Source organism: Clostridium sp. Marseille-P2415 (assembly GCF_900155545.1).
Classification (GTDB): domain Bacteria; phylum Bacillota; class Clostridia; order Lachnospirales; family Lachnospiraceae; genus Lacrimispora.
Genome location: NZ_LT732525.1, coordinates 718,648 through 743,241, shown reverse-complemented (window position 1 = coordinate 743,241; position 24,594 = coordinate 718,648). Strand labels below are relative to the sequence as shown.

General features: G+C 45.5%; 22 protein-coding genes. 18 read left to right on the top strand and 4 right to left on the bottom strand.

What is annotated here, in order from left to right; genetic code table 11:
- The first annotated feature begins 403 nt into the window (after positions 1-403).
- The 12 genes from BQ9856_RS03545 (at position 404) to BQ9856_RS03490 (ending at position 10,402) form a co-directional block, all read left to right on the top strand.
- Positions 404-2,341 (top strand): fructose-1,6-bisphosphatase, encoded by a 1,938-nt coding sequence (locus tag BQ9856_RS03545; RefSeq protein ID WP_077609732.1) that lies wholly within the window; start codon positions 404-406, stop codon positions 2,339-2,341.
- 109 nt (positions 2,342-2,450) lie between these two features.
- Positions 2,451-2,924: a DUF1700 domain-containing protein gene (locus tag BQ9856_RS03540; protein WP_077609731.1), complete on the top strand. Its 474-nt coding sequence runs from the start codon at positions 2,451-2,453 to the stop codon at positions 2,922-2,924.
- Between the two features lie 195 nt (positions 2,925-3,119).
- On the top strand, positions 3,120-3,812 hold the full coding sequence (locus BQ9856_RS03535) for a C40 family peptidase (RefSeq protein WP_077609730.1): 693 nt from the start codon (positions 3,120-3,122) through the stop codon (positions 3,810-3,812).
- 132 nt (positions 3,813-3,944) lie between these two features.
- The gene (locus tag BQ9856_RS03530) at positions 3,945-4,676 is read left to right on the top strand and encodes a C40 family peptidase (protein WP_077610025.1); all 732 of its coding nucleotides are present in this window, start codon (positions 3,945-3,947) and stop codon (positions 4,674-4,676) included.
- A gap of 391 nt (positions 4,677-5,067) precedes the next feature.
- On the top strand, positions 5,068-5,352 hold the full coding sequence (locus BQ9856_RS03525; RefSeq protein WP_077609729.1) for a hypothetical protein: 285 nt from the start codon (positions 5,068-5,070) through the stop codon (positions 5,350-5,352).
- 157 nt (positions 5,353-5,509) lie between these two features.
- The gene (locus BQ9856_RS03520) at positions 5,510-5,818 is read left to right on the top strand and encodes a rhodanese-like domain-containing protein (protein ID WP_077609728.1); all 309 of its coding nucleotides are present in this window, start codon (positions 5,510-5,512) and stop codon (positions 5,816-5,818) included.
- Positions 5,819-5,900: 82 nt separating this feature from the next.
- Positions 5,901-6,449 (top strand): phosphodiesterase, encoded by a 549-nt coding sequence (gene yfcE / locus BQ9856_RS03515; RefSeq protein WP_077609727.1) that lies wholly within the window; start codon positions 5,901-5,903, stop codon positions 6,447-6,449.
- Position 6,450: 1 nt separating this feature from the next.
- Positions 6,451-7,623 carry a THUMP domain-containing class I SAM-dependent RNA methyltransferase gene (locus tag BQ9856_RS03510; protein WP_442855465.1) on the top strand — a complete coding sequence of 391 codons (1,173 nt, stop codon included), beginning with the start codon at positions 6,451-6,453 and terminating at the stop codon, positions 7,621-7,623.
- Positions 7,616-8,977, top strand: coding sequence for a lectin like domain-containing protein (locus BQ9856_RS03505; RefSeq protein WP_077609726.1), 1,362 nt, complete (start codon positions 7,616-7,618; stop codon positions 8,975-8,977). The genes BQ9856_RS03510 and BQ9856_RS03505 overlap by 8 nt, the downstream gene beginning before the upstream one ends.
- Positions 8,970-9,602: an RdgB/HAM1 family non-canonical purine NTP pyrophosphatase gene (gene rdgB / locus BQ9856_RS03500; protein WP_077609725.1), complete on the top strand. Its 633-nt coding sequence runs from the start codon at positions 8,970-8,972 to the stop codon at positions 9,600-9,602. Before BQ9856_RS03505 ends, rdgB begins: the two co-directional genes overlap by 8 nt.
- Complete coding sequence (locus tag BQ9856_RS03495; protein WP_077609724.1) at positions 9,580-10,065, top strand: metallophosphoesterase; 486 nt, start codon at positions 9,580-9,582, stop codon at positions 10,063-10,065. The genes rdgB and BQ9856_RS03495 overlap by 23 nt, the downstream gene beginning before the upstream one ends.
- Positions 10,066-10,168: 103 nt before the next feature.
- The gene (locus BQ9856_RS03490; RefSeq protein ID WP_077609723.1) at positions 10,169-10,402 is read left to right on the top strand and encodes a type II toxin-antitoxin system prevent-host-death family antitoxin; all 234 of its coding nucleotides are present in this window, start codon (positions 10,169-10,171) and stop codon (positions 10,400-10,402) included.
- A 126-nt stretch (positions 10,403-10,528) separates the two neighbouring features.
- On the opposite strand, the gene BQ9856_RS03485 is transcribed toward BQ9856_RS03490, so the two are convergent.
- The gene (locus BQ9856_RS03485; protein ID WP_077609722.1) at positions 10,529-11,938 is read right to left on the bottom strand and encodes an alpha-glucosidase/alpha-galactosidase; all 1,410 of its coding nucleotides are present in this window, start codon (positions 11,936-11,938) and stop codon (positions 10,529-10,531) included.
- 149 nt (positions 11,939-12,087) lie between these two features.
- Here BQ9856_RS03485 and BQ9856_RS03480 point away from each other — a divergent pair, with 149 nt between their 5' ends.
- Positions 12,088-12,948 (top strand): AraC family transcriptional regulator, encoded by an 861-nt coding sequence (locus tag BQ9856_RS03480; RefSeq protein ID WP_077609721.1) that lies wholly within the window; start codon positions 12,088-12,090, stop codon positions 12,946-12,948.
- A 38-nt stretch (positions 12,949-12,986) separates the two neighbouring features.
- Here the strand turns inward: BQ9856_RS03480 and BQ9856_RS03475 are convergent, their stop codons facing one another.
- Genes BQ9856_RS03475 through BQ9856_RS03465 form a run of 3 tightly spaced genes read right to left on the bottom strand, consistent with a single transcriptional unit; the run spans position 12,987 to position 17,411 of the window.
- Entirely contained in the window at positions 12,987-14,111 is a 1,125-nt protein-coding gene (locus tag BQ9856_RS03475; RefSeq protein ID WP_442855464.1) for a glycoside hydrolase family 88/105 protein, read from the bottom strand.
- Between the two features lie 17 nt (positions 14,112-14,128).
- On the bottom strand, positions 14,129-15,649 hold the full coding sequence (locus tag BQ9856_RS03470) for a response regulator transcription factor (RefSeq protein ID WP_077609719.1): 1,521 nt from the start codon (positions 15,647-15,649) through the stop codon (positions 14,129-14,131).
- Between the two features lies 1 nt (position 15,650).
- Positions 15,651-17,411, bottom strand: a complete 1,761-nt coding sequence (locus tag BQ9856_RS03465) for a sensor histidine kinase (RefSeq protein WP_077609718.1) — start codon at positions 17,409-17,411, stop codon at positions 15,651-15,653.
- Between the two features lie 181 nt (positions 17,412-17,592).
- Between BQ9856_RS03465 and BQ9856_RS03460 the strand changes: the two genes are divergently transcribed.
- The 5 genes from BQ9856_RS03460 (at position 17,593) to BQ9856_RS03440 (ending at position 24,254) form a co-directional block, all read left to right on the top strand.
- Positions 17,593-18,945, top strand: a complete 1,353-nt coding sequence (locus tag BQ9856_RS03460) for an ABC transporter substrate-binding protein (protein ID WP_077609717.1) — start codon at positions 17,593-17,595, stop codon at positions 18,943-18,945.
- Positions 18,946-18,971: 26 nt separating this feature from the next.
- The gene (locus BQ9856_RS03455) at positions 18,972-19,901 is read left to right on the top strand and encodes a carbohydrate ABC transporter permease (RefSeq protein ID WP_442855463.1); all 930 of its coding nucleotides are present in this window, start codon (positions 18,972-18,974) and stop codon (positions 19,899-19,901) included.
- Between the two features lie 6 nt (positions 19,902-19,907).
- A complete protein-coding gene (locus BQ9856_RS03450; RefSeq protein ID WP_077609716.1) occupies positions 19,908-20,762 on the top strand; it encodes a carbohydrate ABC transporter permease in 855 nt (284 codons plus the stop codon).
- A 78-nt stretch (positions 20,763-20,840) separates the two neighbouring features.
- Positions 20,841-23,984 (top strand): alpha-mannosidase, encoded by a 3,144-nt coding sequence (locus tag BQ9856_RS03445; RefSeq protein ID WP_077609715.1) that lies wholly within the window; start codon positions 20,841-20,843, stop codon positions 23,982-23,984.
- 57 nt (positions 23,985-24,041) lie between these two features.
- The gene (locus BQ9856_RS03440; RefSeq protein WP_077609714.1) at positions 24,042-24,254 is read left to right on the top strand and encodes a hypothetical protein; all 213 of its coding nucleotides are present in this window, start codon (positions 24,042-24,044) and stop codon (positions 24,252-24,254) included.
- Positions 24,255-24,594: the final 340 nt, after the last annotated feature.

The window sequence follows — 24,594 nt, the reverse complement described above, 5'->3', positions numbered from 1 at the left end:
ATCTTATACGTTGTTAGATAGTAAGGTCAGATTATTAGGAATTATATCATTTCTTTAAATATTTGATGCAGCATAAGAACACCATGATATAAACGATAAATTTAAAAATTTCACATATCTGTAAAAACAGCGCAAAATAAGTAACCATGGGAAACCTCCTATTGTAGACATTTTGTAATTAATTATATATTAGAGGCGAGGAGATTACAATAGAAAGTAAATTGAGATAGCTGCGCAGCCGGTAACGCTTACACCGGATCAGGACGGGGCACCCAATCCCATAAAACATCGAACCTATAAGGAAAACGCCTATCTAAAAAGGGTTTTAAATTGCAGCTTTTTATGTTACTATAACTTAAAACAGAAATGCAACTGCGCTTCATGGAGAGGGAGAGAGAGTATTATGAGAGATTTGGCTTATCTGAAACTGATAGCGAGGGAGTATCCGACGATTAAGGCTGCTTCCAGTGAAATAATCAATCTGACTGCCATTCAGGGGCTTCCAAAGGGAACGGAGTATTTTTTCAGTGACCTGCATGGCGAATACGAGGCATTTATACATCTTTTAAAAAGTGCCTCCGGTATTATCCGGGAAAAAATCACCGAAACATTCAGCCACATCATACCGGAGAAAGAGGAAGTGGAATTAGCTAACTTAATTTACTATCCGGAGCGGGTCGTGAACCAGCTGGAAATAAGCGGAAAGGCGGACGATGACTGGCAGAGAGTGACCATTTACCGTCTGGTGCAGATATGCAAGGTGGTATCTTCCAAGTACACCCGGTCTAAGGTGAGGAAGAAAATGCCGCCGGAGTTTGCCTATATCATTGATGAGCTCCTTCATGTGGATTATAATGATGACAATAAACGTGTATACTATAGTGAGATAATCAGGTCCATTATTGATATCCGGGTCGGAGATAAGTTTGTCATAGCTTTATGTGAACTGATCCAGAATTTAACCATTGACAGCCTGCATATTATCGGTGATATTTTTGACCGTGGCCCCAGGGCGGATATTATTATGAACGAACTTCTTCAGTTCCATGATGTGGATATCCAGTGGGGCAATCATGACATTTCCTGGATGGGGGCAGCCACCGGGAATCTGGCGTGCATCTGCAACGTATTGCGGATAGCCATCAGCTATAACAGCTTTGATGTACTGGAGGACGGATATGGCATTAACTTACGGCCTTTGTCCATGTTCGCGGCCAGGGTTTACCGGGAGGATCCCTGTGAGCGGTTTACTCCGCAGATTCTTGATGAGAATATTTATGATGCGGTAGATCCTGGTTTGGCGGCCAAGATGCATAAGGCCATTGCCATGATTCAGTTTAAGGTAGAGGGGCAGATTATAAAGCGCCACCCGGAATATGAGATGAGTCACCGGATTCTTTTGGAAGCCATTGATTTTAAACGTGGTGTTGTGGCTGTGGAAGGCAGGGAGTATCCCATGCTTGATATGTCCTTCCCAACGGTTGATCCGAAAGATCCCCTTAAGCTCAGCAAAGAGGAGGAAGAGCTGCTTCATACATTGCAGCTTTCCTTTAAGCATAACGAGCTTCTTCATAAACATGTCCGTTTTCTGTATTCTCATGGCAGCATGTATAAATGCTATAATTCCAACCTGCTTTACCATGGCTGCATTCCCATGAAGGAAGACGGGACCTTTGAGGAAATCGTAGTGGACCATCATGCTTATTCCGGGCGGGCTCTGATGGATTATGTGGACCGGAAGGTCCAAAATGCATATTTTATGCCGGAAGATTCACAAGAGAACGAGGATTCCAGGGATTTCATGTGGTATCTATGGTGCGGAGCCAAGTCTCCGGTCTATGGAAAGGGGAAAATGACGACGTTTGAGCATTATTTCATAGCAGATCATGAAACCCACAGGGAGCCCATGAATCCCTATTACAGACTCAGTGTAAAAGAAGAATACTGCGATAAGATTTTAGAAGAGTTCGGCCTTCCGAAAAAAGGGTCCCATATCATTAACGGCCATGTTCCGGTGAAAATCAAAGAGGGGGAATCTCCGGTGAAGGCGGGAGGCAAGCTGTTTCTGATAGACGGAGGCTTATCAAAGGCTTACCAGTCCAAGACAGGGATCGCAGGCTATACTTTGATTTATAATTCCAATCACCTGATCCTTGCGGAGCATAAGCCCTTTGATCCCAATAAGGAGAACACGCCCCGGGTTTCCGTTGTTGAGAATATGAAGCACCGCGTCATGGTGGCCGATACGGATAAGGGTGTGGAACTGGCAGAACGGATTGGCGACTTAAAGGAGCTGGTAGCCGCTTACCGGGAAGGCGCTATTAAGGAAAAGGTAGAGTAGTCTGTCATATTATGAAATTTTAAGAAATTTTTCAGAGAAGATTTCTTTACGACGTCCCTGTCAGATGGTACAATAATCAAAGTTATTTACTTAGTTGAAGGAGGCTCAGATGAGCAGACAGGAATTTTTACAGCGTTTAAGGGAGGCTTTGTCGGGTGAGGTACCCGGTAACGTGATTGAGGAAAATATCAGGTATTATGATGAATATATCAGCACGGAAGTGAGAAATGGCGCGGCGGAAGATGAGGTGATCGCATCCATCGGTGATCCAAGGCTGATCGCCAAGACGATCATGGAGGCCAGCGAGAATGCGAAGGACGGGGGAACGGGAAGGACTTATTATGAATCCCATTCCGGCCAGGGCCAGAACGTGTATGAGCAGTCAGGGGATTCCGGACGCCATATGCATTATATTGACTTGAATAAATGGTACTGGAAGCTGTTGGGAATCGGGGTGCTGATCCTGTTTTTCTTCCTGGCAGCCAGTATTCTGACAGGGATATTCAGCCTGCTGATGCCTCTCATGGGACCTTTGCTTCTGGTATTTCTCATTATCTGGTTTGTAAGGGGAATGAAGCGATAACGTCTGGAATATTTAACAATATAATACAAATATTACAAAAGTGTAACGGCAGTTATGGCGCGCGAAGCGCCGTAGCTGCCTTTTTGCTTGACAAAAACAGGGAAAAAGTGTATACTCTGAAATGTAACAATTATGTAACATTTAAGTCAAATCTTTGCGGGATTGACCGAAAACCGTAAAACAGGAGATTCGTATATGAAAAATAAAATGTGGAAGGCGATGGGGCTTTTGGGGCTTTGTACAGCTTTAAGCTGGGGGATGCCGGCAGAAGCAGAAGCGGCGGAAATTGCAGTAGAAACCAGCACGACACTTTATGCTAAGATGGATGTACCTGTGTCTGTAAAGGAAACTGCCCGGACGGCGGGGGCGGATATGTCCCAGGCCGCAGCGGGTCAGACTTATGAGGTGGTAGAGTCCTCAAAGGATGGCTGGATAAAGATAAAGACTCCGGAGGGAGAAGGATACATACAGAGCGGTTCCGCGACTCTGATCGAAAAGACACAGGAAAAGGTGGATGAGTCTGTCATACAGCGCCGGCAGGTTGTGGACTATGCCCTGCAGTTTGTGGGCGGACGTTATGTATATGGCGGGGTAAATCCAAGCACCGGAGTAGACTGTTCCGGATTTACCAGATATGTGCTAAAATATGCGGCAGGCGTAAACTTAAGCCACAGCTCGAAGTCACAGGCAGGGGAAGGACGCACTGTAAGCTATGAAGAGGCCCGTCCCGGTGATCTGGTATTTTATGGGAAAAATGGTTCCATTAACCATGTTGCCCTGTATATGGGAGACGGCCGTGTCGTCCACGCCTCCACAGAAAAGACAGGAATAATTGTAACAAATGTCATGTATCGCAAGCCTGTGAAATTTGTCAATGTTTTAGAATGAAATATTTTATAATTCGTGCAGATTTAAATAATACTTGACGAAAAGATAAAATAAATGTATAATAACCGTAATGAATTTAATATTTACGTAACATTTGAAAATCAAAAAGTAAAAATAGGAGCAGATTTCCCGATGATAAATAATACATGGAAAACGTTAGGCCTTATGGCTTTTTGCGGCGCAATTGTACTTGCAGGTCCTTCAGATGTAAGAGCAGATGAAATATCAGGTCCAGGTCTCAGTTATGGGAACTATATGGTGACCGTTAATGCAGATAGTGTTACGATCAGTAAAGATGAAGCAGGTCAGGAAGCATTGATGACTGCTTCCAAAGGATCTTCCTTTGAAGTTGTGGAAGATATGGGTGGCGGATATTTTAAGGTTAAGATAAATGATACATACGGTTATCTTCCGGTAGACGGTAATGCAACCGTATCCTCAACCGATGAGGCCACTCTGGCTGCACTGGAAGTGAAAACCCAGGCTGATGCAGCTGTCGATTTCAGACAAAGCATTGTTAATTATGCACTGCAGTTTGTAGGCGGACGTTATGCTTATGGCGGCAGTGATCCTCATACAGGAGTAGATTGCTCCGGATTTACCAGATATGTGATGCAGCATGCGGCCGGTATTAACATAAGCCGTTCCTCAGGTGGACAGGCTTCCCAGGGGAAAGCAGTAAGCGCGGATCAGATGCGCCCGGGAGATTTGATTTTTTATGGAAGCGGCAGATCCATAAACCATGTTGCAATGTACATCGGCAATGGCCAGGTGGTACATTCTTCAACTTACAGAACAGGTATTAAGACATCTCCGTGGACTTATCGGACACCTGTAAAAATTGTCAATGTTCTTGGCGATTAATAACATAGCGGACAACCGGATTTCGGAAAGGGATATAGGGCCTTCGGCATGGGATTGCCGAAGGTCTTTTGAATTTTGGGATGTTTCTGCCAAAGAGAAACAGCCGTGATAGGGGAGCTATCCGGCCGTTTCTGAGGGGAGTATAAATAATTAATAAGGATGAGGAATAGAGATTCCTCATTCTAATTATAATATAGCCTTGGTAAAAATGCAAAGTTATTTTTTATAAATGCCTGGCATAGTTTTCATTTAGTAAAAGGCAGATGGACGGCCTGGCTGAAGGGTTCTTAATTTTTTTGTTAAAAAATAAAATAAAAAAATGATAGTATATTCTGTCGGAATCTCGCCATACTAGACCATGTAACAAAAAACACCGACAGGAGGTATTGAAATGTCTAAGAACGATAGCTATAATGATATGGACAATTCTACCAGAAATTTCCATAGCACAACTCAGAATGACACTCAGAACAGAACTCAAAACAGAACTCAGAACGACACTCAGAACAGGACTCAGAACGACACTCAGAACAGAACTCAGAACGACACTCAGAACAAAACTCAGAGTACCAGTCGCAATACCAGCCGTGACAGCAGCCGTGATTCCAGCCGCGACAGCAGCCGTGATTCCAGCCGTGACAGCAGCCGTAACAACAACCAGAACAGATTCAACTAATCAGCAGATCTGAAAAAACAAATTAGAAAAAGGCGTGGGAAAGAGACAAAGGGGTCCTTTCCTGCGTTTTTTTTTGCCGAAATTGCTATGGACTTATTAGATTTTCGCATTCCTCAAAATATGGAATATATTATTACTAGAAAGGACAGGTGATAGTATGTTCAGGACCATACCAATTTGGGAAGTCGACTATTATATAGATAATTACAGTGATGTGATGCTCATAGATCTTCGCAGCCCCGCCTCTTACAGGAAGAGTCATATTAAGGGGGCGGTGAATCTGCCATATGAAGAAATGGACAGCTGGATAAACAGCTTACCAAAGGATAAATTTTATATATTTTACTGCTCAAGGGGCGGACAAAGCATGTTGGTCTGCAGAAATTTAGAGCCACAGGGATATAATGTGGTGAATATAGCCAATGGAATCTCGTATTACAGAGGAAAATATATGGTCCGCGGGTAGGGAAAATCAAGGCATGTCATTGACAGAAATACCCCGCTGGCTTTAAAATATACCTATTAACTGCAGAAGGAGAAAATAACTTATGAAATATATGATTGCTTCCGACATCCATGGTTCTGCCTATTATTGCAGGGAGCTGTTAAACGCATATAAAAGTTCCGGGGCAGGCAGGCTGATCCTGTTAGGCGATATTCTTTACCATGGTCCCAGAAATGATCTTCCAAAGGAATATGCTCCAAAGGAAGTAATTTCCATGTTAAACGGCTATAAGGACCGGATTTACAGTGTGCGGGGAAACTGTGACACAGAAGTAGATCAGATGGTGCTGGAATTTCCCGTCCTTGCGGATTATGCCCTGCTTGCCATCGATGGTTTGATGATTTATGCTACCCATGGGCACATTTACAATAAGGATCATCTGCCCCCGCTTCAGAAGGGAGATATCCTGCTTCATGGACATACTCATATCCTGACTGCGGAGCATTTTGGGGATGTCACCATTTTAAACCCAGGTTCCGTATCCATTCCAAAGGGCGGCAATCCGCCTACCTATGCGGTACTTGAGGAAAAGGTGTTCCGGGTTCTGGATTTTGACGGGAATGCAGTAAAAGAAATAAACTTAGGAGAATAAGGTGAAAAAGACATTCGAACTCATTGCTCCCTGCCATTTCGGCATGGAAGCGGTATTGAAAAGAGAAATTATTGATTTGGGCTACGATATTGCCATGGTAGAAGATGGAAGGGTGACATTCATCGGTGATGATGAAGCGGTCTGCCGTGCCAATGTTTTTCTTCGTACGGCAGAGAGGGTTCTTTTAAAGGTGGGAAGCTTCCATGCGGAATCCTTTGAAGAACTTTTTCAAGGTACCAGGTCCATTCATTGGGAGGATTACGTTCCACAGGACGGTAAATTCTGGGTGGCAAAGGCATCTTCCATCAAAAGCAGGCTGTTCAGCCCTTCTGATATCCAGTCCATCATGAAGAAAGCCATGGTCGAGCGTCTGAAAGGGGCCTATGGTGTGGAATGGTTCCAGGAGAACGGAAGCAGCTATCCTCTGCGCGTTTTCCTTTATAAAGATGAAGTGACCGTGGGCATTGATACGACCGGAGATTCCCTTCATAAGAGAGGTTACCGTACTTTAACCAGCAAGGCTCCGATTACGGAAACTCTTGCTGCGGCACTTATTTTGCTGACTCCATGGAACAAAGAACGGATTCTTGTGGATCCATTCTGCGGAAGCGGAACCTTTCTCATTGAAGCTGCCATGATGGCGGCGAATATGGCTCCCGGCATGAACCGTTCTTTTCTGGCTGAGGATTGGAAAAACCTGATTCCGAGGAAGTGCTGGTATGAGACCATGGATGAGGCAGGTGACCTTGTGGACAGCCATGTGAAGGCGGATATACAGGGGTATGACATTGACGGCGATATTGTGAAAGCGGCCAGAGCCAATGCGGAGTCAGCCGGAGTGGATCATATGATCCATTTTCAGCAAAGACCGTTGAGCGCCTTAAGCCATCCGAAAAAATATGGTTTTATCATTACAAATCCCCCTTATGGGGAGCGGCTTGAGGATAAAAAGGATTTACCGGAGCTGTACCGCCGGATCGGAGAACGGTACAAAGCCCTGGATGCCTGGTCCCTGTATATGATAACCGCCTTTGAAGACGCGGAGAAATATATCGGCAGGAAAGCGGATAAGAACCGGAAGATCTATAATGGAATGATGAAAACCTATTTCTATCAGTTTATGGGGCCAAAGCCTCCCAGAAGAAAAGCGGGCGATTCGGTTGAAGATGAATAAAAAGTTTCTGTTCCTGTTCTTAGCGGCATTTTGTTTCGCGGCAGGATTCTGGTATTTCGGATTGAAGACCGTTCCGGTTAACGGAGAGTGGCAGCCAAATGAGGCGGAAGACGGAGAGCTTCCCGCCTCCTATGATGGGAGGAAGGAAGGCCGCGTTCCTGACGTGAAGAACCAGGGAAACCTTGGCACCTGTTGGGCATTCGCTTCGCTGCAGGCCCTGGAAGCCAGGCTTCTTCCAAAAGAATCCTATGATTTCTCAGAGGACCACATGTCCCTTAACAACGGCTTTTGCATTCCTCAGGAAGAGGGCGGGGAATATACCATGTCCATGGCTTATTTGCTGTCGTGGAGAGGGCCGGTAACGGAAACGGAAGACCCTTATGGCGATGGCATTTCGCCGGATGGAGTAAAAGCAGTAAAACACGTCCAGGAAATCCAGATGATACCTGGTAAGGATTATGAGAAAATCAAACGGGCTGTCCTTTTGTACGGCGGGGTTCAGAGTTCCCTCTATACCTCCATGACCAATGAGGACAGCCGGTCTGTTTCCTATAATGAAGAGGCTTTTGCCTATTGTTACATAGGTTCCGAACCGCCGAACCACGATTCCGTAATCATTGGCTGGGATGATCATTATCCGAAAGAGAATTTCAATGCCGGGGTCAATGGAGACGGGGCGTTTATCTGCATGAACAGCTGGGGAAGCGGATTTGGGGAACAGGGATATTTTTATGTATCCTATTATGATTCCAATATTGGACTTAACAACATTGTTTATACAGCCGTGGAAGATACGGACAATTATGACCATATCTACCAGACGGATCTCCGGGGCTGGGCCGGACAGCTGGGATATGGGGAAGAAACGGCCTGGTTTTCCAATGTGTATGAGTCCGGGGATTTCGAGCGGCTTCGGGCAGTTGGTTTCTATGCCACAGGTTCTCATACCTCCTATGAGGTTTATGTGGTACGCCAGGTGGGAGAAGAACCGGACATCGTGAAGGGCGGAGACTTTGATCGAAAGGTCCTGGCGGCACAGGGCAGTTTTGACTATGGGGGATTTTATACCGTTCCTCTTTTAGAGAACCAGCCGGAAAACCTGGAACTTTCGCAGGGGGAGCGTTTTGCGGTAATTGTGAAAATCACGACACCGGATGCCATTCATCCGGCAGCCATTGAATACGATGCCGGAGATGGGCGCACTTTCGTGGATATTACGGATGGAGAAGGCTATATCAGTGCCGACGGTTCGGCCTGGGAACGGGTTGAGAAAAAACAGAACTGTAATTTGTGTCTGAAGGCGTACACGAAAGGTCCGGCAGAGAAGGTTAAAAAGGAGAGAACAGATGAATGATAAAAGAATTGTATTTGCCACAGGCAATGAAGGAAAGATGCGGGAGATCAGGGAGATCTTAAAGGATCTTGGAATGGAGATCCTGTCCATGAAAGAGGCTGGTGCAGATCCTGTTATTGTGGAGGATGAAAATACATTTGGGGAAAACGCTGAAATCAAGGCCAGGGCAGTGTGGAAAGAGACCGGCGGAATCGTGCTTGCGGACGATTCCGGCCTTGTGGTGGACTGCATAAACGGAGAACCGGGGATCCTGTCCGCCAGATACATGGGAGAGGATACGTCCTATGAAATCAAAAACCAGAATATCCTCGACCGGGCCGCAAATGCAAAGGGGAGGGAAAGAAGCGCCCGTTTCATTTGCAATATTGCGGCAGTACTGCCGGATGGACAGGTCCTTCATACAGAGGAAGCCATGGAGGGGATTCTGCCAGACCGTCCGTCCGGAGACGGCGGATTTGGCTATGATCCGATCCTCTATATCCCGGAATTTGGTAAGACCTGCGCTGAGCTTACCATGGAACAGAAGAATAAGATCAGCCACCGGGGAAAGGCCCTGGAGGCCATGAAGCGGAAGCTTAAAGAAATTTACAGGGGGGAGAAGGATGAAGATACTGATTGTCAGTGATACGCACCGTAAGGATGAAAACTTACAGAGAGTCATTGCAGAAAATGCCCCCCTTGATATGCTGATCCATCTGGGAGATTCCGAAGGCAGCGAAGGAAAAATTGCCGGCTGGGCGGGGGAAGACTGTGAACTTCATATGGTTCTGGGAAATAATGATTTCTTTTCGGACCTGGACCGGGAGAAGGAATTGAAGATCGGGCAATACCGGGTCCTTTTGACCCATGGACATTATTATAATGTATCCCTTGGTGTTGAGCGCCTGGAGCAGGAGGCAAGGGAAAGAAATATTGATATCGCTATGTACGGGCATACACACAGGCCCTTTTATGAGGTACATAACGGAATGATTATCCTGAATCCGGGCAGCCTTTCCTATCCCCGTCAGGAAGGAAGGAGGCCTTCTTATATGCTTATGGAGATTGATGAGGAGGGGGAGGCACATTTTACTTTGAATTTTCTTTAAAGTTACGTGGACTTTTGATGTGTAAAATATTACGTTGAATTTTACAGCACCATTTTGATAAATATAAAATAAAGAGGTGCATTATGAAAGGAAGCGTGATTTTATGCCAAATATATTACCAGTTTCAGATTTGAGAAATTATAACGAAGTATTGAAAAACTGTCAGATAGGAGAGCCTGTTTTCTTGACTAAGAACGGCAGGGGTCGTTTTGTAGTTATGGATATTGAGGATTATGAACGTGAGAAAGTAGAGAAAAAATTACTGATGAAGCTGCAGGAAGCGGAAGAAGCTGTAAATGACGGGGATAGTTGGTTGACCTTAGATGAATTTTCTTGAAATTTATAGGGTAGTGAACAGGTTTCAAGATATTACTAAAATTTTTTAAATAGAATGAAGAATCCTGGCTGGAAAATGAGGGAATGCTCCCCTCATTTTCCAGCCAGAATCTATTAGAGCAGCTTTTTATTTCGTCACAACCTTCCAGGCGTCAGGAAGATAAGCGGCTGTATTACCAATCATGTCGTCTGCCAGTTTTTTAATCTCTTCTTCGGTACCGCGGCCTGTTACCAGAGGATCGTTTAAAAATGCCTCGTATACCAGGGAACGGTCGAAGGTAAGAGCGGCTTCCAGGATCCGCTCGTGGTTGGCAACGTGTGGCTTGATTAATTCGAGGACATTTTCCGGTATGGCACCGGCAACGGCCGGTTTGATGCTGTCCCGGCTGAATACTGCGTTAGTCTCGACTACGGCTTCTGCCGGCAGGTTTGGAATCTGTAAGCAGGAGTTTGGAATGTTGACGTTGCTGATGGTTCTTTCAAGGCCGCATAAGGACTTGATTAAAAGGATTCCCTCTTCGCCGGATGGCTTGAGCTCGATTTCTTCTTCCCCGCTTACCAGGCGATGACTTTTAGCCAGACGGTTTTTTAAATCCTGTTTTCTCCAGTCTACGGTCGTAAGGCCGAATTTCCAGCCTTTTACGGTTTCCGGGTCTTTTAAGTAATCGCTTCCCGGCATGAATTCGGCAAGGTGGCGGTCACCGGCGGCAGCGATAAGTCCATAGCGGCGGAAAAGGTCAAATTTAACTCTGTGAGCACATTCAAAGGTGTTGTTTGCCCAGTTCTTGTCGGGCTCGCTGTAGCCTTCTTCGTAATGGGCATCGATATAATTGCGGTAAACCGGGAATAAGTCGATTCCCTTGTAGGAAGCCTGGTCAAACCAGGTAAAATGGTTGATTCCGAGAACATTTACATGGATATCACGGCGGTCAACGTTTTCAAAGCCAAAGGTTTGTTGGCAGATCCCTTTTAAGACCTTCTGGGTGCCGAATACTTCGTGGCAGCAACCGAAGGCTTTGATCTGCGGGAATACATGGTAAAGGGTCTTTACGCATAAGGACATTGGGTTTGTGTAGTTAATGACCCAGGCTTGCGGCGAGTATTCTCTGACCGCTTCCGCGATGGTCACAAACATGGGGATGGTGCGGAGGGCACGGATCATTCCTCCCGGGCCGGCAGTATCGCCTACGGACTGGTAGATGCCAAGCCTTTCCGGCAGATGGACGTCGGAATTCATCTCATCAAAGGTTCCCGGCAGGATGGAGATGACTACGAAGTCACAGCCTGTCAGGGCATCCTTTAAGGAAGGGGAGGTCACATAATTCCACTTTCCTTTGGTATCCCCTCTGTCTGTCAGTTTGCTGCCGATGATTTCATTGTTTTTTGCGGCAGATTCATCGATGTCGTATAAGCGGATGGTCCCGCTTAAGGAATCGTCCATGGAGAGGTCGGTCATAAAGGTCCAGGCCCAGCCTCTGGAGCCGCCTCCGATGTAGGCGATGTTAATATCACTTACTTTGTTATTCTCATAATTCATAAGGTTATCCTCCTGTTCAATGATTTCGGGTCGAAACGGTTGGTTTGGCTCTATATTGCATATTATAATGGATTATAGTATTATATTCTCATATTATTGGGGCCTATTTAAATAAAATCATACTTTTGGCTACTCATATGGAGGAAAAAATGGAAAAGAAAATATTTTCGGAAAGCATGGAGGGCATTACCATTGATGAGGTGGTCCGGGATCAGGAATATTCTATGGCTATGAAGCATTTTCACGATACCTATGAGCTTTATTTTCTCCTGGATGGGGAACGTTATTACTTCATAGAGAAAGAAACATATTATGTAAAAACCGGAGACGTCGTTTTGGTAAACCGGCAGCAGGTCCATAAGACGAGCCAGGCGGGCAGCCGGAGACATGACCGGATTCTCCTGCAGTTGAATGGGAAGGTTTTGGAGCCCTGGCTTAAGGGTGCCGGACTGTATACCCTGGAGAAGATGTTTGGGGATTATTATGGGGTAGCCAGGCTTACGGAACCGGAATGGGTGGAAATGAAGGAGCTTTTATTGGGGATCGGAGAGGAGTTAAGCCATCGGAAAGAGCGGTATGAGATCATGGTCCGGCTGAAGCTTTTCCAGATCCTTTTGATGGTCTGCCGCAGCAGAAAAAAAAGCGTGCTGAAGGAAATGCCTCCGACAGTGCAGACCGCAAAGCATGGGAAGGTGCATGAAGTGGCAGAATATCTGACATTTCATTGTGAGACAGGAGAGAGTTTAGAGGAACTGGCAAAGCGGTTTTTCATCAGCAAATCCTATTTAAGCAGAATTTTCCGGGAAGTGACAGGGTTCTCCGTAAATGAATACCGGAATCTCGCCAGAGTGAGAAAGGCGCGGGAGTTTTTGGCAAACAGCGGATATTCGATCACGGAAATATCGGAAATTCTTGGATTTGAAAGCGTTACCTATTTTGAACGGGTATTTAAAAAGCATGCGGACTTAACACCGTTAAAATATAGAAAAAAAGTGGGGAAAGCAAAATAACGGTCTGCTTTCCCCGAAAAATGTTCAGGATAACATTCTTATTCCTTGTTCAGCGCTTCGCAAAGCGCGGATAATGCAAGAGCCTGTCCGTAAGCCATTGGCATGATGGATATGTTTTTATAATGGTCTGCATCCATGCCGATCCCGGTTCCCGCAGATACGTTAAGCACGGTTCCAGCCTCTGACACGCTGGCACAGATGGCTTCGATGGCACGGTCGGCTGCGGCTTTATAAGATTCATCCAGGATTCCTGCCTTTACCCCTTTTAAAAACCCTGCGGCAATGGCGGCTGAGCCGGAAACTTCTTCGTAGCTGGTTTCATCGGTGAGAACGGTGTACCAGAGTCCGGATGGAGCCTGAAGGCGGAGAAGGGAGGCGGCCTGGGATTTGTAAGTATCGGTCAGGTAGGTCCTGATCCCCTCATTCAAGTCCTCGCCGCAGGTATCTAAATATTCCATGACACCGTAGGTGAACCAGGAATTTCCTCTGCACCAGAAGATGCCGCCAAAATTGTCCATACGTTCAAAGCTGAAGCCATGATGGAAGAGACCGGTCTGTTTATCATACAGATATTTGATATGGACCAGGAACTGGTGGATGGACTCGTTTTTCCAGACCGGATTATCCGTCTTGCAGCCTATTTTATTTAAGAAAAGGACGGACATGAACAGGGTATCCACCCAGAGCTGTCCTTCATTTAATGACACGCCATCCCGGTTTCCGATGGCACTGGTCACATGCTGGAAGCCGCCATCCCGGGTTTTGGGAAGGTTATTTATGAGCCAGTCCGCCCGTTCGGTACAAAGCCTGTAAAATTCATCGGGGCTTTCAAACTTTTCATACAGAAAAGCCAGAGGGAGGAATGGGGCGGTGGTGTTGATATTCTTAGAGGGAAGGCCGTTCTTCTGGTGGCCGCTGTACCATTTTTCAAAAAATGGAAGATACCGGTCATCTCCGTAGAACTCCTGAAGCTTATATAAGCCGTATAAACCTACGCCCTGGGGCCAGTCCCATTCTTCAATTCCAAAATCCCTTTGGATGATCCCTTTTCTGGTATCGGTACGGCTGACTGTCTTATCTTTGTCATAGTCGCATCCTCCGAGGTTCATCAGTTTCTCCACAACCAAATGGATTTTTTCAAGCAGCTGTTCATTCGACATCATGTTTTTCTCCTTTTTGTTTACTTTTCAAATTTGTTTTTTAATTTTTCTATATATTCGGTCGGCGGAAGGCCGGTATACCGCTTAAATACCTGGCTGAAGTACTGGGGATTGCTGCCGAAGCCTACCTGGCGGGCAATGTGCTTTACGTTATCATTGTGATAGTATGTCATCAGCCGGATGGCTTCCTCCATCCGTTCCTTATTGAGATAATCGGAAAAACGCATCCCCTCTTCCTTAATGAATTGCTTGCTTAAGTATCCCACGCTTACAAAAAGATAATTCTCAGCCAGCCATTTTAAAGAAAGATTTTCAGAATCCAGATGTTCTCTGATATAGGTTTTTAACAGAGCGATGTTGGAGCTTGTTTTGCGGCAGCCGGGACCTGTGTTTTTTTGAAGCATGACTACCTGCAGAAGTTCCCGGATGCCTGATACCGTATCGCAGGAATAGAGGCGCCGGAAAAAATCGCAGGCAGCGTCCACGGACGGTTTCTCTAAAACCATCCCAGCCTGGAGGAACAGACTTAAGGCAAGATTTCTGGCGGTAGCCGGAGGCATGGATTCCATGAAAACAGAGTTAAGAAGCTCCGCAGCCTGTGAGGGATCCGCTGCAGAGGTAATGGAGTCCTCGATCCTCCTGACCATCCAGGGGGAGGCGATGTGGTTCTTGATCTCATGGATATCCCCTCCCTCTCCAATGAGGAGAATCCGCTCAAACCTGGAGACTTTCTGAATGACCTCCTGGAAAAGCTTTTCCGCCCCTTCCCTGTGCAGAAACTCAGCTTCAAAGGTGACGGACTGGCCCGGATACCGAAGGCTGATGATCGAATTTTTCATCTGCTCCTGAATCGCCAGGGTGGAAGCAGGGAAAATAAGAACTGCAGAATTTTTAACATAAAGGATGGAAAACTGCAGGGGAACCTTGGAAGCCTCTAAAACCTTTCTTACATCGCAGGCAAAGCTTTTTAAGTAGCTTTCTTCTACAAAAGAACAGATGCAGGCGTAGTAGCAGTCCTTGGGCAGGGACAGGAGAGCCTGGTATTTGCGGAATACGGATGGAAAGGAATCCTGATGCTCCAATGCCTCCATAATGAAGCTCTGTTCAAGCGGAACATGCAGGCTTCTTAAAAAATCCTGCTGCTGCATTTTCCGGTTTTCCTCTTCCTGAAGGCGTTCCTTCCGTATGGATGCCAGGGATTCGATCAGCTCATTTTTGTCCGTTGGTTTTAAAATATAATACCGGACTCCGTATTTCATGGCCTGCTTGGCATATTCAAAATCGTTATAGCCCGAAAGCAGAATAAACGTGATCCGGGAATCTGATTTCATGGAACGTTCAATAAGATCCAGACCGTTTAATATGGGCATTCGGATATCCGTGATCACCACATCCGGATAATCGTCGCAGATGATATCGTAAGCCTCCATGCCGTTTTTGGCGGTAGCTATTAATTCGTAGCCAATGGATTCATAGTCGATCATCTGGGAAAGCGCCTCTCTTATAATCTGCTCATCATCAACAATCATCAGTCTCAGCATATCAAACCTCCTGTTCCTTGGGGATGGACAGCATCACAACTGCCATTCCGTTTTCATTGTAAAAATTCAGGCCATATTGATCTCCGTATAGCAGCTTCAGCCGGGAATTAATATTGACCAGCCCCACGCCGGAGCCCTGGGGCCTTATTTCTTTGTGTTCAATTTTCCACAGCAGATCCGGTTCAAACCGGGAACCGGTATTGGCTACCCTGATCTGATAATCCTTGCCCATCTCCTGTATTATAACCCGGATGGTGCACATTTCATCGGTATCCTCCATGGCATGCTTCAAAGCATTTTCAACCAGAGGCTGGATACAGAGCTTTGGGATGAAGATATGGGCAATGTTCTCCGGCGTTTCCAGATCAAAGTGGAGCCTGTCCTTAAAACGTATTTCCTGTATCCGAATGTAATTATCCAGCACCTCCAGTTCTTCTGCAAGAGGAATGATGTCCTTCTGACCGGCAATGGAGGCCCGAAACAGGTTCCCAAGGGAACGGACCATGACAGAAATATCGTCAGCGCCGTATTTTTGTGCCATCCAGTTAATGGTGTCCAGAGTATTGTATAAAAAATGAGGATTGATCTGCTGCTGGAGCATCTTAATGGTGGAATCCCTGACCAGAAGCTGCTTGTCATAGTTTTCATCCCGGAGAACCTTGACGCTGTGAGTCATCTCATCAAAGCTGCGGTGAAGCTGGCCGATTTCATCCTGGCGGCTTTCATAGTCATAGCATTTTACTTTGCAGGCAGGAGATTCCCCGCTTCCGAAACGCTGGATCTTTTCAATTAAGTAATCCAGGTGTCGGAAGATGTGGCGTAAAACCAGGCTGACACAAACTGCGGTGGTGAAAATGATGCATGTGGTAAAAATCAGAATTTGCAGGCTCACCAGCCGGATCCTGTAAAAAAGCGGATCATAATCCCTGAAATAAATATAATCCCATCCCACATAAGGGACATGGCCGGAGATGATAAATTCCTTTTTTCCATCCAGTGTGGAAATGAGGTAGGCGTTTTCCTTCTGCTCATTGCCGGCAATGATTTCCATACAGTATTCATCGTGAAATGGAGCGGCCGGATAGATCCTCTTCTGGCCGGACATCAGGATAAAATTGGAATTTTCCGCAAGGCTCCCGGCATTTTTAAGGCCGTCTTCGATCATACCTTCCATATCCACGGTGATATAGAGGCCGGCCAGTTTCCGCAGGCTTAAATATTTTAATTTTAATATCTGTCTGGCACACACCGTATCCTCCCCCGGTTCCATGCCGGAAGCCCAGGTGGCTTTGCCTTTTAAGCTGCTGAGCGTTCCGTCCAGCTCTCTTAAATTGAATTTAAGGATTTCATCCGAACTTCCCATACAGATGTTTGTCCCGTCAGCCAGAATGATGTTAATGGATTTGATATAGCTGCTGCGGTAAATATAGGAATAAAGCTGCTGGTAAATATCGCGGCGTGCCAGTGACCGTCGGTTGCTGTAAGGATTTTCAGCTAAAAATGCCAGATTATCCTGAATGACCTGATCACCGATCATACCGTCTGATATGGACTGGATCATCAGCATTTCAGACTCTAAATATGTGGTCACATGGTTTAAGGAATTTGCATTGGTGCGGTACAGCTCTTCGTTATAGCGGACAGTCAGAATCTTAATGCTTACAGAGAAAGTAATGCAAATGGCCACCATGGCCAGCAGGAAAATGGTCAGTATTTTTTTGTATAAGGATAGGTTGTTAAACCAGATTGCACTTCGTTTCATATTTATCCGACCTTTCTTCTTACTCGTTATTATATAGTAAAAGTACGAAAAAGAAAATTGCAAAACCTCCTAAAATTACAGAAAGATGTTTTTTTAACCATAAAAAGCCATATTTTAACTTTACCATTGTGCATATTTGCCATAAAATATGGTTATCTTAATTTGAAAGGGAGGTTTTACAATGAGAAAGAGACTATTAGCAACAACACTTGCAGCTCTTCTTGCAGCAGCTTCTTTAACGGCCTGCGGCTCAAAGACAGAGCCAACGGAAACACCGACAACGGGAGCGAATTCAACAGAAGCGGCAACCACAAAGTCAGCCGGAGATACAGCGGCAGCAACCGGGGATAAGGTAACATTAAATCTTTGCTGGTGGGGGAACCAGACCAGAAATGATGTAACTAAAAAAGCAGTCGATCTGTACATGAGCCAGAATCCGAATGTGGATATTAAGGTAGAGTTTACAGACTGGTCCGGTTACTGGGATAAGCTTTCTGCAATGGCAGCCGGCGGGAATCTTCCGGATATCATTCAGATGGACTATTCCTATTTAAACCAGTATCAGAAGAGCGGACAGTTAGCAGATTTATCTGAGTTCGTATCTAACGGAGCCATTGATACGTCTAAGATTCCGGAGAGCATTATCGAAAGCGGCTCCATTGACGGCAAGTGTTATGCCATCAGCCTGGGAAGCAATGCACCATTAATGGTTTATGACAAAGCCATTGTTGAGAAGGCTGGCGTGACCATTCCGGAGCAGATGACCATTGACGAGTTATATGACATTTCCAAGACCATTTATGAAAAAACAGGTGTAAAGACATATTATGACGGCTGGATTAATATGATGCAGATCGTTGCAAGAGCCAACGGTTCCCATCTCTTTGACGAATTAAATGCGGGTACCACAGATTCCATGAAAGTACATTTCGCCAATGTTGAAAAATTCGCAAAAGCAGAATTCAGCATTTCCGCAGACTTACTGGCAGAAAAGAATCCTGACGTTGTAGAAACAAAGCCGATCATTGACGAAACGACATGGAATGATTTCGCATACTCCAATCAGTTTATCAGCATATCCAGTACAGCTGGAAGAGAGCTTGGAATTACCATGTACCCAACCTTGACCGATGCCAAGACACAGCCTATGTATTTAAAGCCAAGCCAGTTCTATTCTGTTGCTGAAACTTCCCAGAACAAAGAGGAAGCGGCTAAATTTATTGACTGGTTTGTCAACAGCGTGGAATGCAATGAGATCCTCATGGCAGAAAGAGGAATACCGATCAACAGTGAGGTAGCAGACGCAATCAAGCCAAATGCAGATGCTGTTTCCCAGAAAATTTTTGATTATATTGCACAGGTTTCTGAAATTGCAACTACCATTGATGCTCCGGACCCAGCCGGGAAGGGTGAGGTAGAAGCATTAGGAAAAACAATTGTAGAAGCAGTCCGTTACGGAGATGCGACTGCAGACGATGCGACTGCTCAGTTCGTTTCTGAATCCCAGAAGATTCTGGAAGAAGCAGCGAAATAGCAGGAATAAGGTCTGGAGGGGATAAGATGAAGAACAATCAAATGATCCCGAAAAGAAAAAAATCATTTGGCCAGGTCATGAACACACCGAAGGTTGCAGGATATGTATTTATCCTGCCCTTCATCATAGGCTTCCTGGCTTTTATGGCGGTTCCCATGATTTTATCTTTAGGGTTTTCATTCACCAGATACAATATTTTAAAGTCACCGGTTTTTATAGGTCTGGAAAATTACAAGACCATGTTCACAGCCGATCCAAAGTTCTGGAAGGTATTCGGAGTGACCATGTACTATGTTCTGTTTTCGGTTCCTCTCCGGCTTATCATGGCCCTTATTGTGGCTATGCTGCTTGTAAAAAGCACTAAATTATCCGGTTTTTACAGGGCTGTTTACTATCTGCCTTCCATCATTGGTTCCAGCGTGGCTGTGGCTATACTATGGAAGCGGATGTTTGCCAGCGACGGTGTGATCAATGCACTTTTAAAGGTAATTGGACTGCCGTCTGATATTGCATGGCTGGGGAGATCGGATACCGCGATCTGGACCCTGATCATCCTTGCGGTCTGGCAGTTTGGTTCTTCTATGCTCATATTTTTATCCGGGTTAAAGCAGATACCGGTAAGCCTTTATGAGGCAGCTACCGTGGACGGGGCAAACGGTATTCAGCGTTTCTTTAAGATTACGATTCCAATGCTGACACCAACCATTTTCTTCAACCTGATCAATCAGCTGATCAATGGATTTATGGCATTTACCCAAAGCTATATTATCACCCAGGGAAAGCCAAGGGACAGCACACTTTTTTATACGGTGTACATGTACCAGAATTCCTTTACTTATAATAAGCTTGGTTACGGATGCGCCATGGCATGGTTCATGGTATTCGTAGTGGGTCTTTTGACTCTGATACTGTTCAAGACCCAGAAAAAGTGGGTATATTACGAATCAGAAGGGTGATGAAATATGAAAACAGGATATAAAGAAAGAAGAACAGCCACCACAGTGGTTTATCATGTGTTTACCTTTTTGTTTGCATGTATTATGATATATCCGCTTGTATGGATGGTGATGAGTTCCTTTAAGAACACCAATGAGATATTCCGGACCGCAGCCAAACTTTTACCGGATAAGTTTTCCTTTGGTAACTACCTGGCAGGCTGGCAGGGCTTCGCCGGCTACGGTTTCTCTACATTTTTTAAAAATTCCTTTATTATCGCAGGCCTGTCCACCTTTGGAGCGGTCGTATCTTCCGCCATCGTGGGCTACGGATTTGCCCGGATAGATTTTAAATTCAAAAACTTCTGGTTTGGCTGTATGCTGTTGGCCATGATGCTTCCGTTCCAGGTCATCATGATCCCACAGTACATCATATTCAACCAGATGGGCTGGGTAGGGAGCTATCTTCCCATCATTGTACCTCAGTTTTTCGGTCAGGGCTTTTTCATTTTCCTGAATGTACAGTTTATTAAGGGAATTCCTATTGATTTGGATGAAGCTGCCAGAATGGACGGCTGTACCGTATACTCTATATTTATCCGGATCATCCTTCCGCTCATAAAGCCGTCTCTGGTTACAAGCGCCATTTTCTCCTTTATGTGGAGATGGGATGATTTCCTTGCGGCTTTGCTCTACTTAAGCGACCCGATAAAATATCCGGTCAGCTATGCACTTAAAATGTTCTCAGACCCCACAGCCGGTTCAGACTGGGGCGCAATGTTTGCAATGGCAACTTTATCCCTGATTCCGATTTTCCTGATTTTCTTAACCATGCAGAAGTACCTGGTAGAAGGAATCGCATCAACAGGAATCAAGGGCTGAAAAAAGTTTTTCAGGTGGGAGACCCGCTTTGCGCAGTTTCCCGCCTTTTTAAAATTTTATAAAAAGGCGGAATAACGTATGAATCCTATCAGAAACAGATTAAAAGCAGCGGTGGAAGCATTGGGACCTCTGCGCTATTCGGACTCCGAACCGGCAAAATGTATAAAGGTCAGTCCGGGGAATTATGAGTTTAATGAGGTGTTTGACAGCAGAAGCCTGTCCTGGAAGCCTTTTGGGGTGGATGAGACATGGGGGGGAGGGGATAAGCATTACTGGTTTATGACCTCTGTTACATTGCCGGAGGATTTTAAAGGGTCTCAGGTAAGGGCAATACTTAATACGGGAGCTGCGGATATCTGGAATACGGATAATCCCCAGGTCATGGTCTACTTAAACGGAAAGCTTTCCGGTACCATGGATATGAACCATCAGGATCACATTCTGACTAGGAACGCCCTGGGAGGCGAAGCATTTGAACTGGCGTTTTACGCTTATTCAAACAGTCCGGGTCTTACTAATTTCTTTCATCTGGAGATTGCGAAGTATCATGAAGAGGTGGCTAAGCTTTATTATGATTTAAAGGTACCGTTTGAGGCGGCGGAACTTTTGGAAGACGAGGATATGGAACAGATCGACACCTATAAAATCCTTTTAGAGGCCGTAAACAGGCTGGATCTTTCCAGGCCGTTTTCTGAGAATTTTTTCTCTTCCGTAAGAGAGGCAGACACCTGGCTCTTAAAGAACTACTATGAAAACAGACCGGAAAATCCGGTAACCGTGCACAGCATCGGCCATACCCACATTGATGTGGCCTGGAAATGGCCTTTGAAGCAGACAAGGCAAAAGGCGGTAAGAAGCTTCCGTACGGTGTTGAACTTAATGGAGCGGTATCCGGAATATAAATTCATGTCCAGCCAGCCTCAGCTTTATGAGTTTGTAAAGGAAGAGGCTCCGGAATTGTTTGAAGAGATCAGGAATAGGGTCAAAGAGGGACGTTGGGAAACGGAAGGTGCCATGTGGCTGGAGCCGGATTGTAACCTGGCCTCAGGAGAATCTCTGATCCGCCATATCCTCTATGGCAGGAGTTTTTTTGAAAAGGAGCTTGGAGGCTCTGTCAATGAAGTCCTCTGGCTTCCGGATGTATTTGGATACAGCGCCGCCATTCCCCAGATCATGAAGCAGTCAGGACTGCATTATTTTATGACCACAAAGCTTGGCTGGAATGAATACAACCAGTTCCCTTATGATACCTTCCGCTGGAGGGGAATTGATGGAAGCGAGGTTCTGACCTATCTCATTTCAACCAGGGATTACCATAAAAAGGACCAGCCCGTACGGAATTTCAGCACTACTTATAACGGCAGGCAGGATGCCGGACAGGTAATGGGAACGTGGCAGAGGTATCAGAACAAAGATGTGAGCAGGGAAGTGCTCACCTGCTACGGATATGGAGACGGAGGCGGCGGACCGACAGAAGAAATGCTGGAACAGAGCCGCCGTTTGGAGCATAGTGTGGCCAGCTGCCCCAAGACCAGGCAGACGTTTGTGAAGGACTTTTTCCATCTTTTAGAGGAGCGGATGGATGCAAAGCGGCTTCCGGTCTGGTCAGGTGAATTATATCTGGAGTCCCACCGGGGAACCTATACGTCCATGGCTAAAAATAAAAAGTATAACAGAACCTGTGAATTCTTAAACGGAGATGCGGAATTTTATTCTGTTCTTGACTTAATGCTTACGGAAGGAGCGGAATATCCGGTTAAAACGCTGGAAGAAAACTGGAAGCTTCTGCTGCTTAACCAGTTCCATGATATCCTTCCGGGATCTTCCATAGGGGAAGTATATAAGGACTCAGAGGTCCAGTATGAGCAGATATTAAAGTCAGGGCAGGAAATCATAGACAAAAGCCGCAGCCGGGTTTTAAAGGCGATTGGTTATGAAGAAGAGCAGGAGAAAGGAGAAGCTCTGGCTGTATGGAACTCCCTGAGCTTTGCAAGAACCGGTATCGTTGAACTGGATCAACCGGTTAAGGGAATTGCTCTTTTATCTCAGGAGACCTCTGACGGAGGCGTCATCTGTCTGGCTGACGATGTGGCCTCCAAAGGATTTAAGGTATTTAAGAAAGCATCCGGTGAGCCTTCTGCGGAGGATTCGGCTGTCTTTGTTTCGGTTGAAAAGGATTCAGAAGATAAACCGGTAAAAATAACCACCCCATTTTATGAGGTGGAATTTGATGCCAACGGAAATATTGCCAGGCTCTATGACAGGAGGGAAGAGAGGAACCTGTTAAAAGAGGGCGCTTCCGGCAATGAACTTCTTGTCTTTGAGGACCGGCCTCTGGAATTTGATGCCTGGAACATTGATTCCACGTATGAGGAAAAGGTCTGGCCGGTAAGCCAGGTCCGGGAAATGAAGCTTTTGGAAAATGGGCCGGTAAGAGGCTGTATCCTGGTAAGACGCCGGTTTATGGATTCCGAACTGGAACAGAAAATCTGTTTTTATAGGCATACCGCCAGAATTGATTTTAAGACCAGGATCCTGTGGAAGGAGCACCAGATGCTGTTAAAAGCTGCCTTTCCTCTTGATATTCTCTGCAGGGAAGCTAATTATGACATTCAGTTTGGCAATGTAAGCCGTCCGGTTCACAGGAATACCAGCTGGGACCAGGCAAGATTTGAGGTATGTGCTCATAAATGGGCGGATATATCCGAGGCAGGATATGGGGCGGCATTGTTAAATGACTGCAAGTACGGTTATGATATCCATGATTCTGTAATCCGTCTGACGCTGTTGAAATCCGGCATATTCCCAAATCCGGACGCTGATCAGGGAGAGCATGCATTTACGTATTCCCTGTATCCGCACAGAGGGGATTTCCGTACCGGAGGCGTGGTACAGGAAGCTTATGATCTGAATTGTCCGTTGCATGGAATTGTGGTTCATGGAAATGGGCCGGCAGCCTGCTCCCTTCTTGAGATAGAAGAAGAAAATGTGCTGGCGGATACGGTGAAGCTTTCAGAGGAAGGTGATGGAATCGTGATCCGTTTCTATGAGTCTTATGGAAAGCAGACCAGGGCTCATATAAGTTTCCCTGTAACAGGAGAAGCTTCTTTTGTGGAGTGCACCTGCATGGAAGAGGAGAAAAACCAGTTAAGCAGCAGCAATGGGGTCTTGGAAATTCTGTTTAAGCCTTATGAAATTAAAACCATAAAGATAAAAAAATAGTGATGTCTGCCTGAGAATCCGGTTCTGCCGGATCCTGCAAGAAATGTAAGCTCTCCCATGGGATTTGGCAAGCAATGCGTAGCCGCTCCGGATCATATGGAATATAATAGATCCATTATAGTGCCATATGATCCGAATAAGGGAGGGATACGCAGATGGAGCTGGCTGCAGAGAGGAATGAAAACCGGTGAGGAAGTGTTTGAGGATAAGCTTGAGAAATATTATGGAAATGGATCGATGAAGCCCGGTATCAGTTCCTGCTTCATGTGAAATACCATGGAGGAAGCCGGCAGGGGGGAATCCTGCCGGCTGAGTATGAAAAAAAGTTTATATAAAAGGTCTCTCTGGCCTGTTTACAGGAATTACTATACCTTGAAAATGTGTTTAGAATTTGATGGAAATGTGAAGAGTCTGTGAAAGAAAGAAAAAAGCGGACTTGGGATGGAAGATAAAATAAAAAATGGAGCACCGCAGGATTGGGGAAATACGGCACTCCTAAGAAGAGTTACATAAATTATAACGCAAGAAATGATTTTAGTAAAGTAAAATAAGTAATTTTTTATGTATTTATAGATAATTTCTTGTAAATACCGGGTAATTATGAATATAT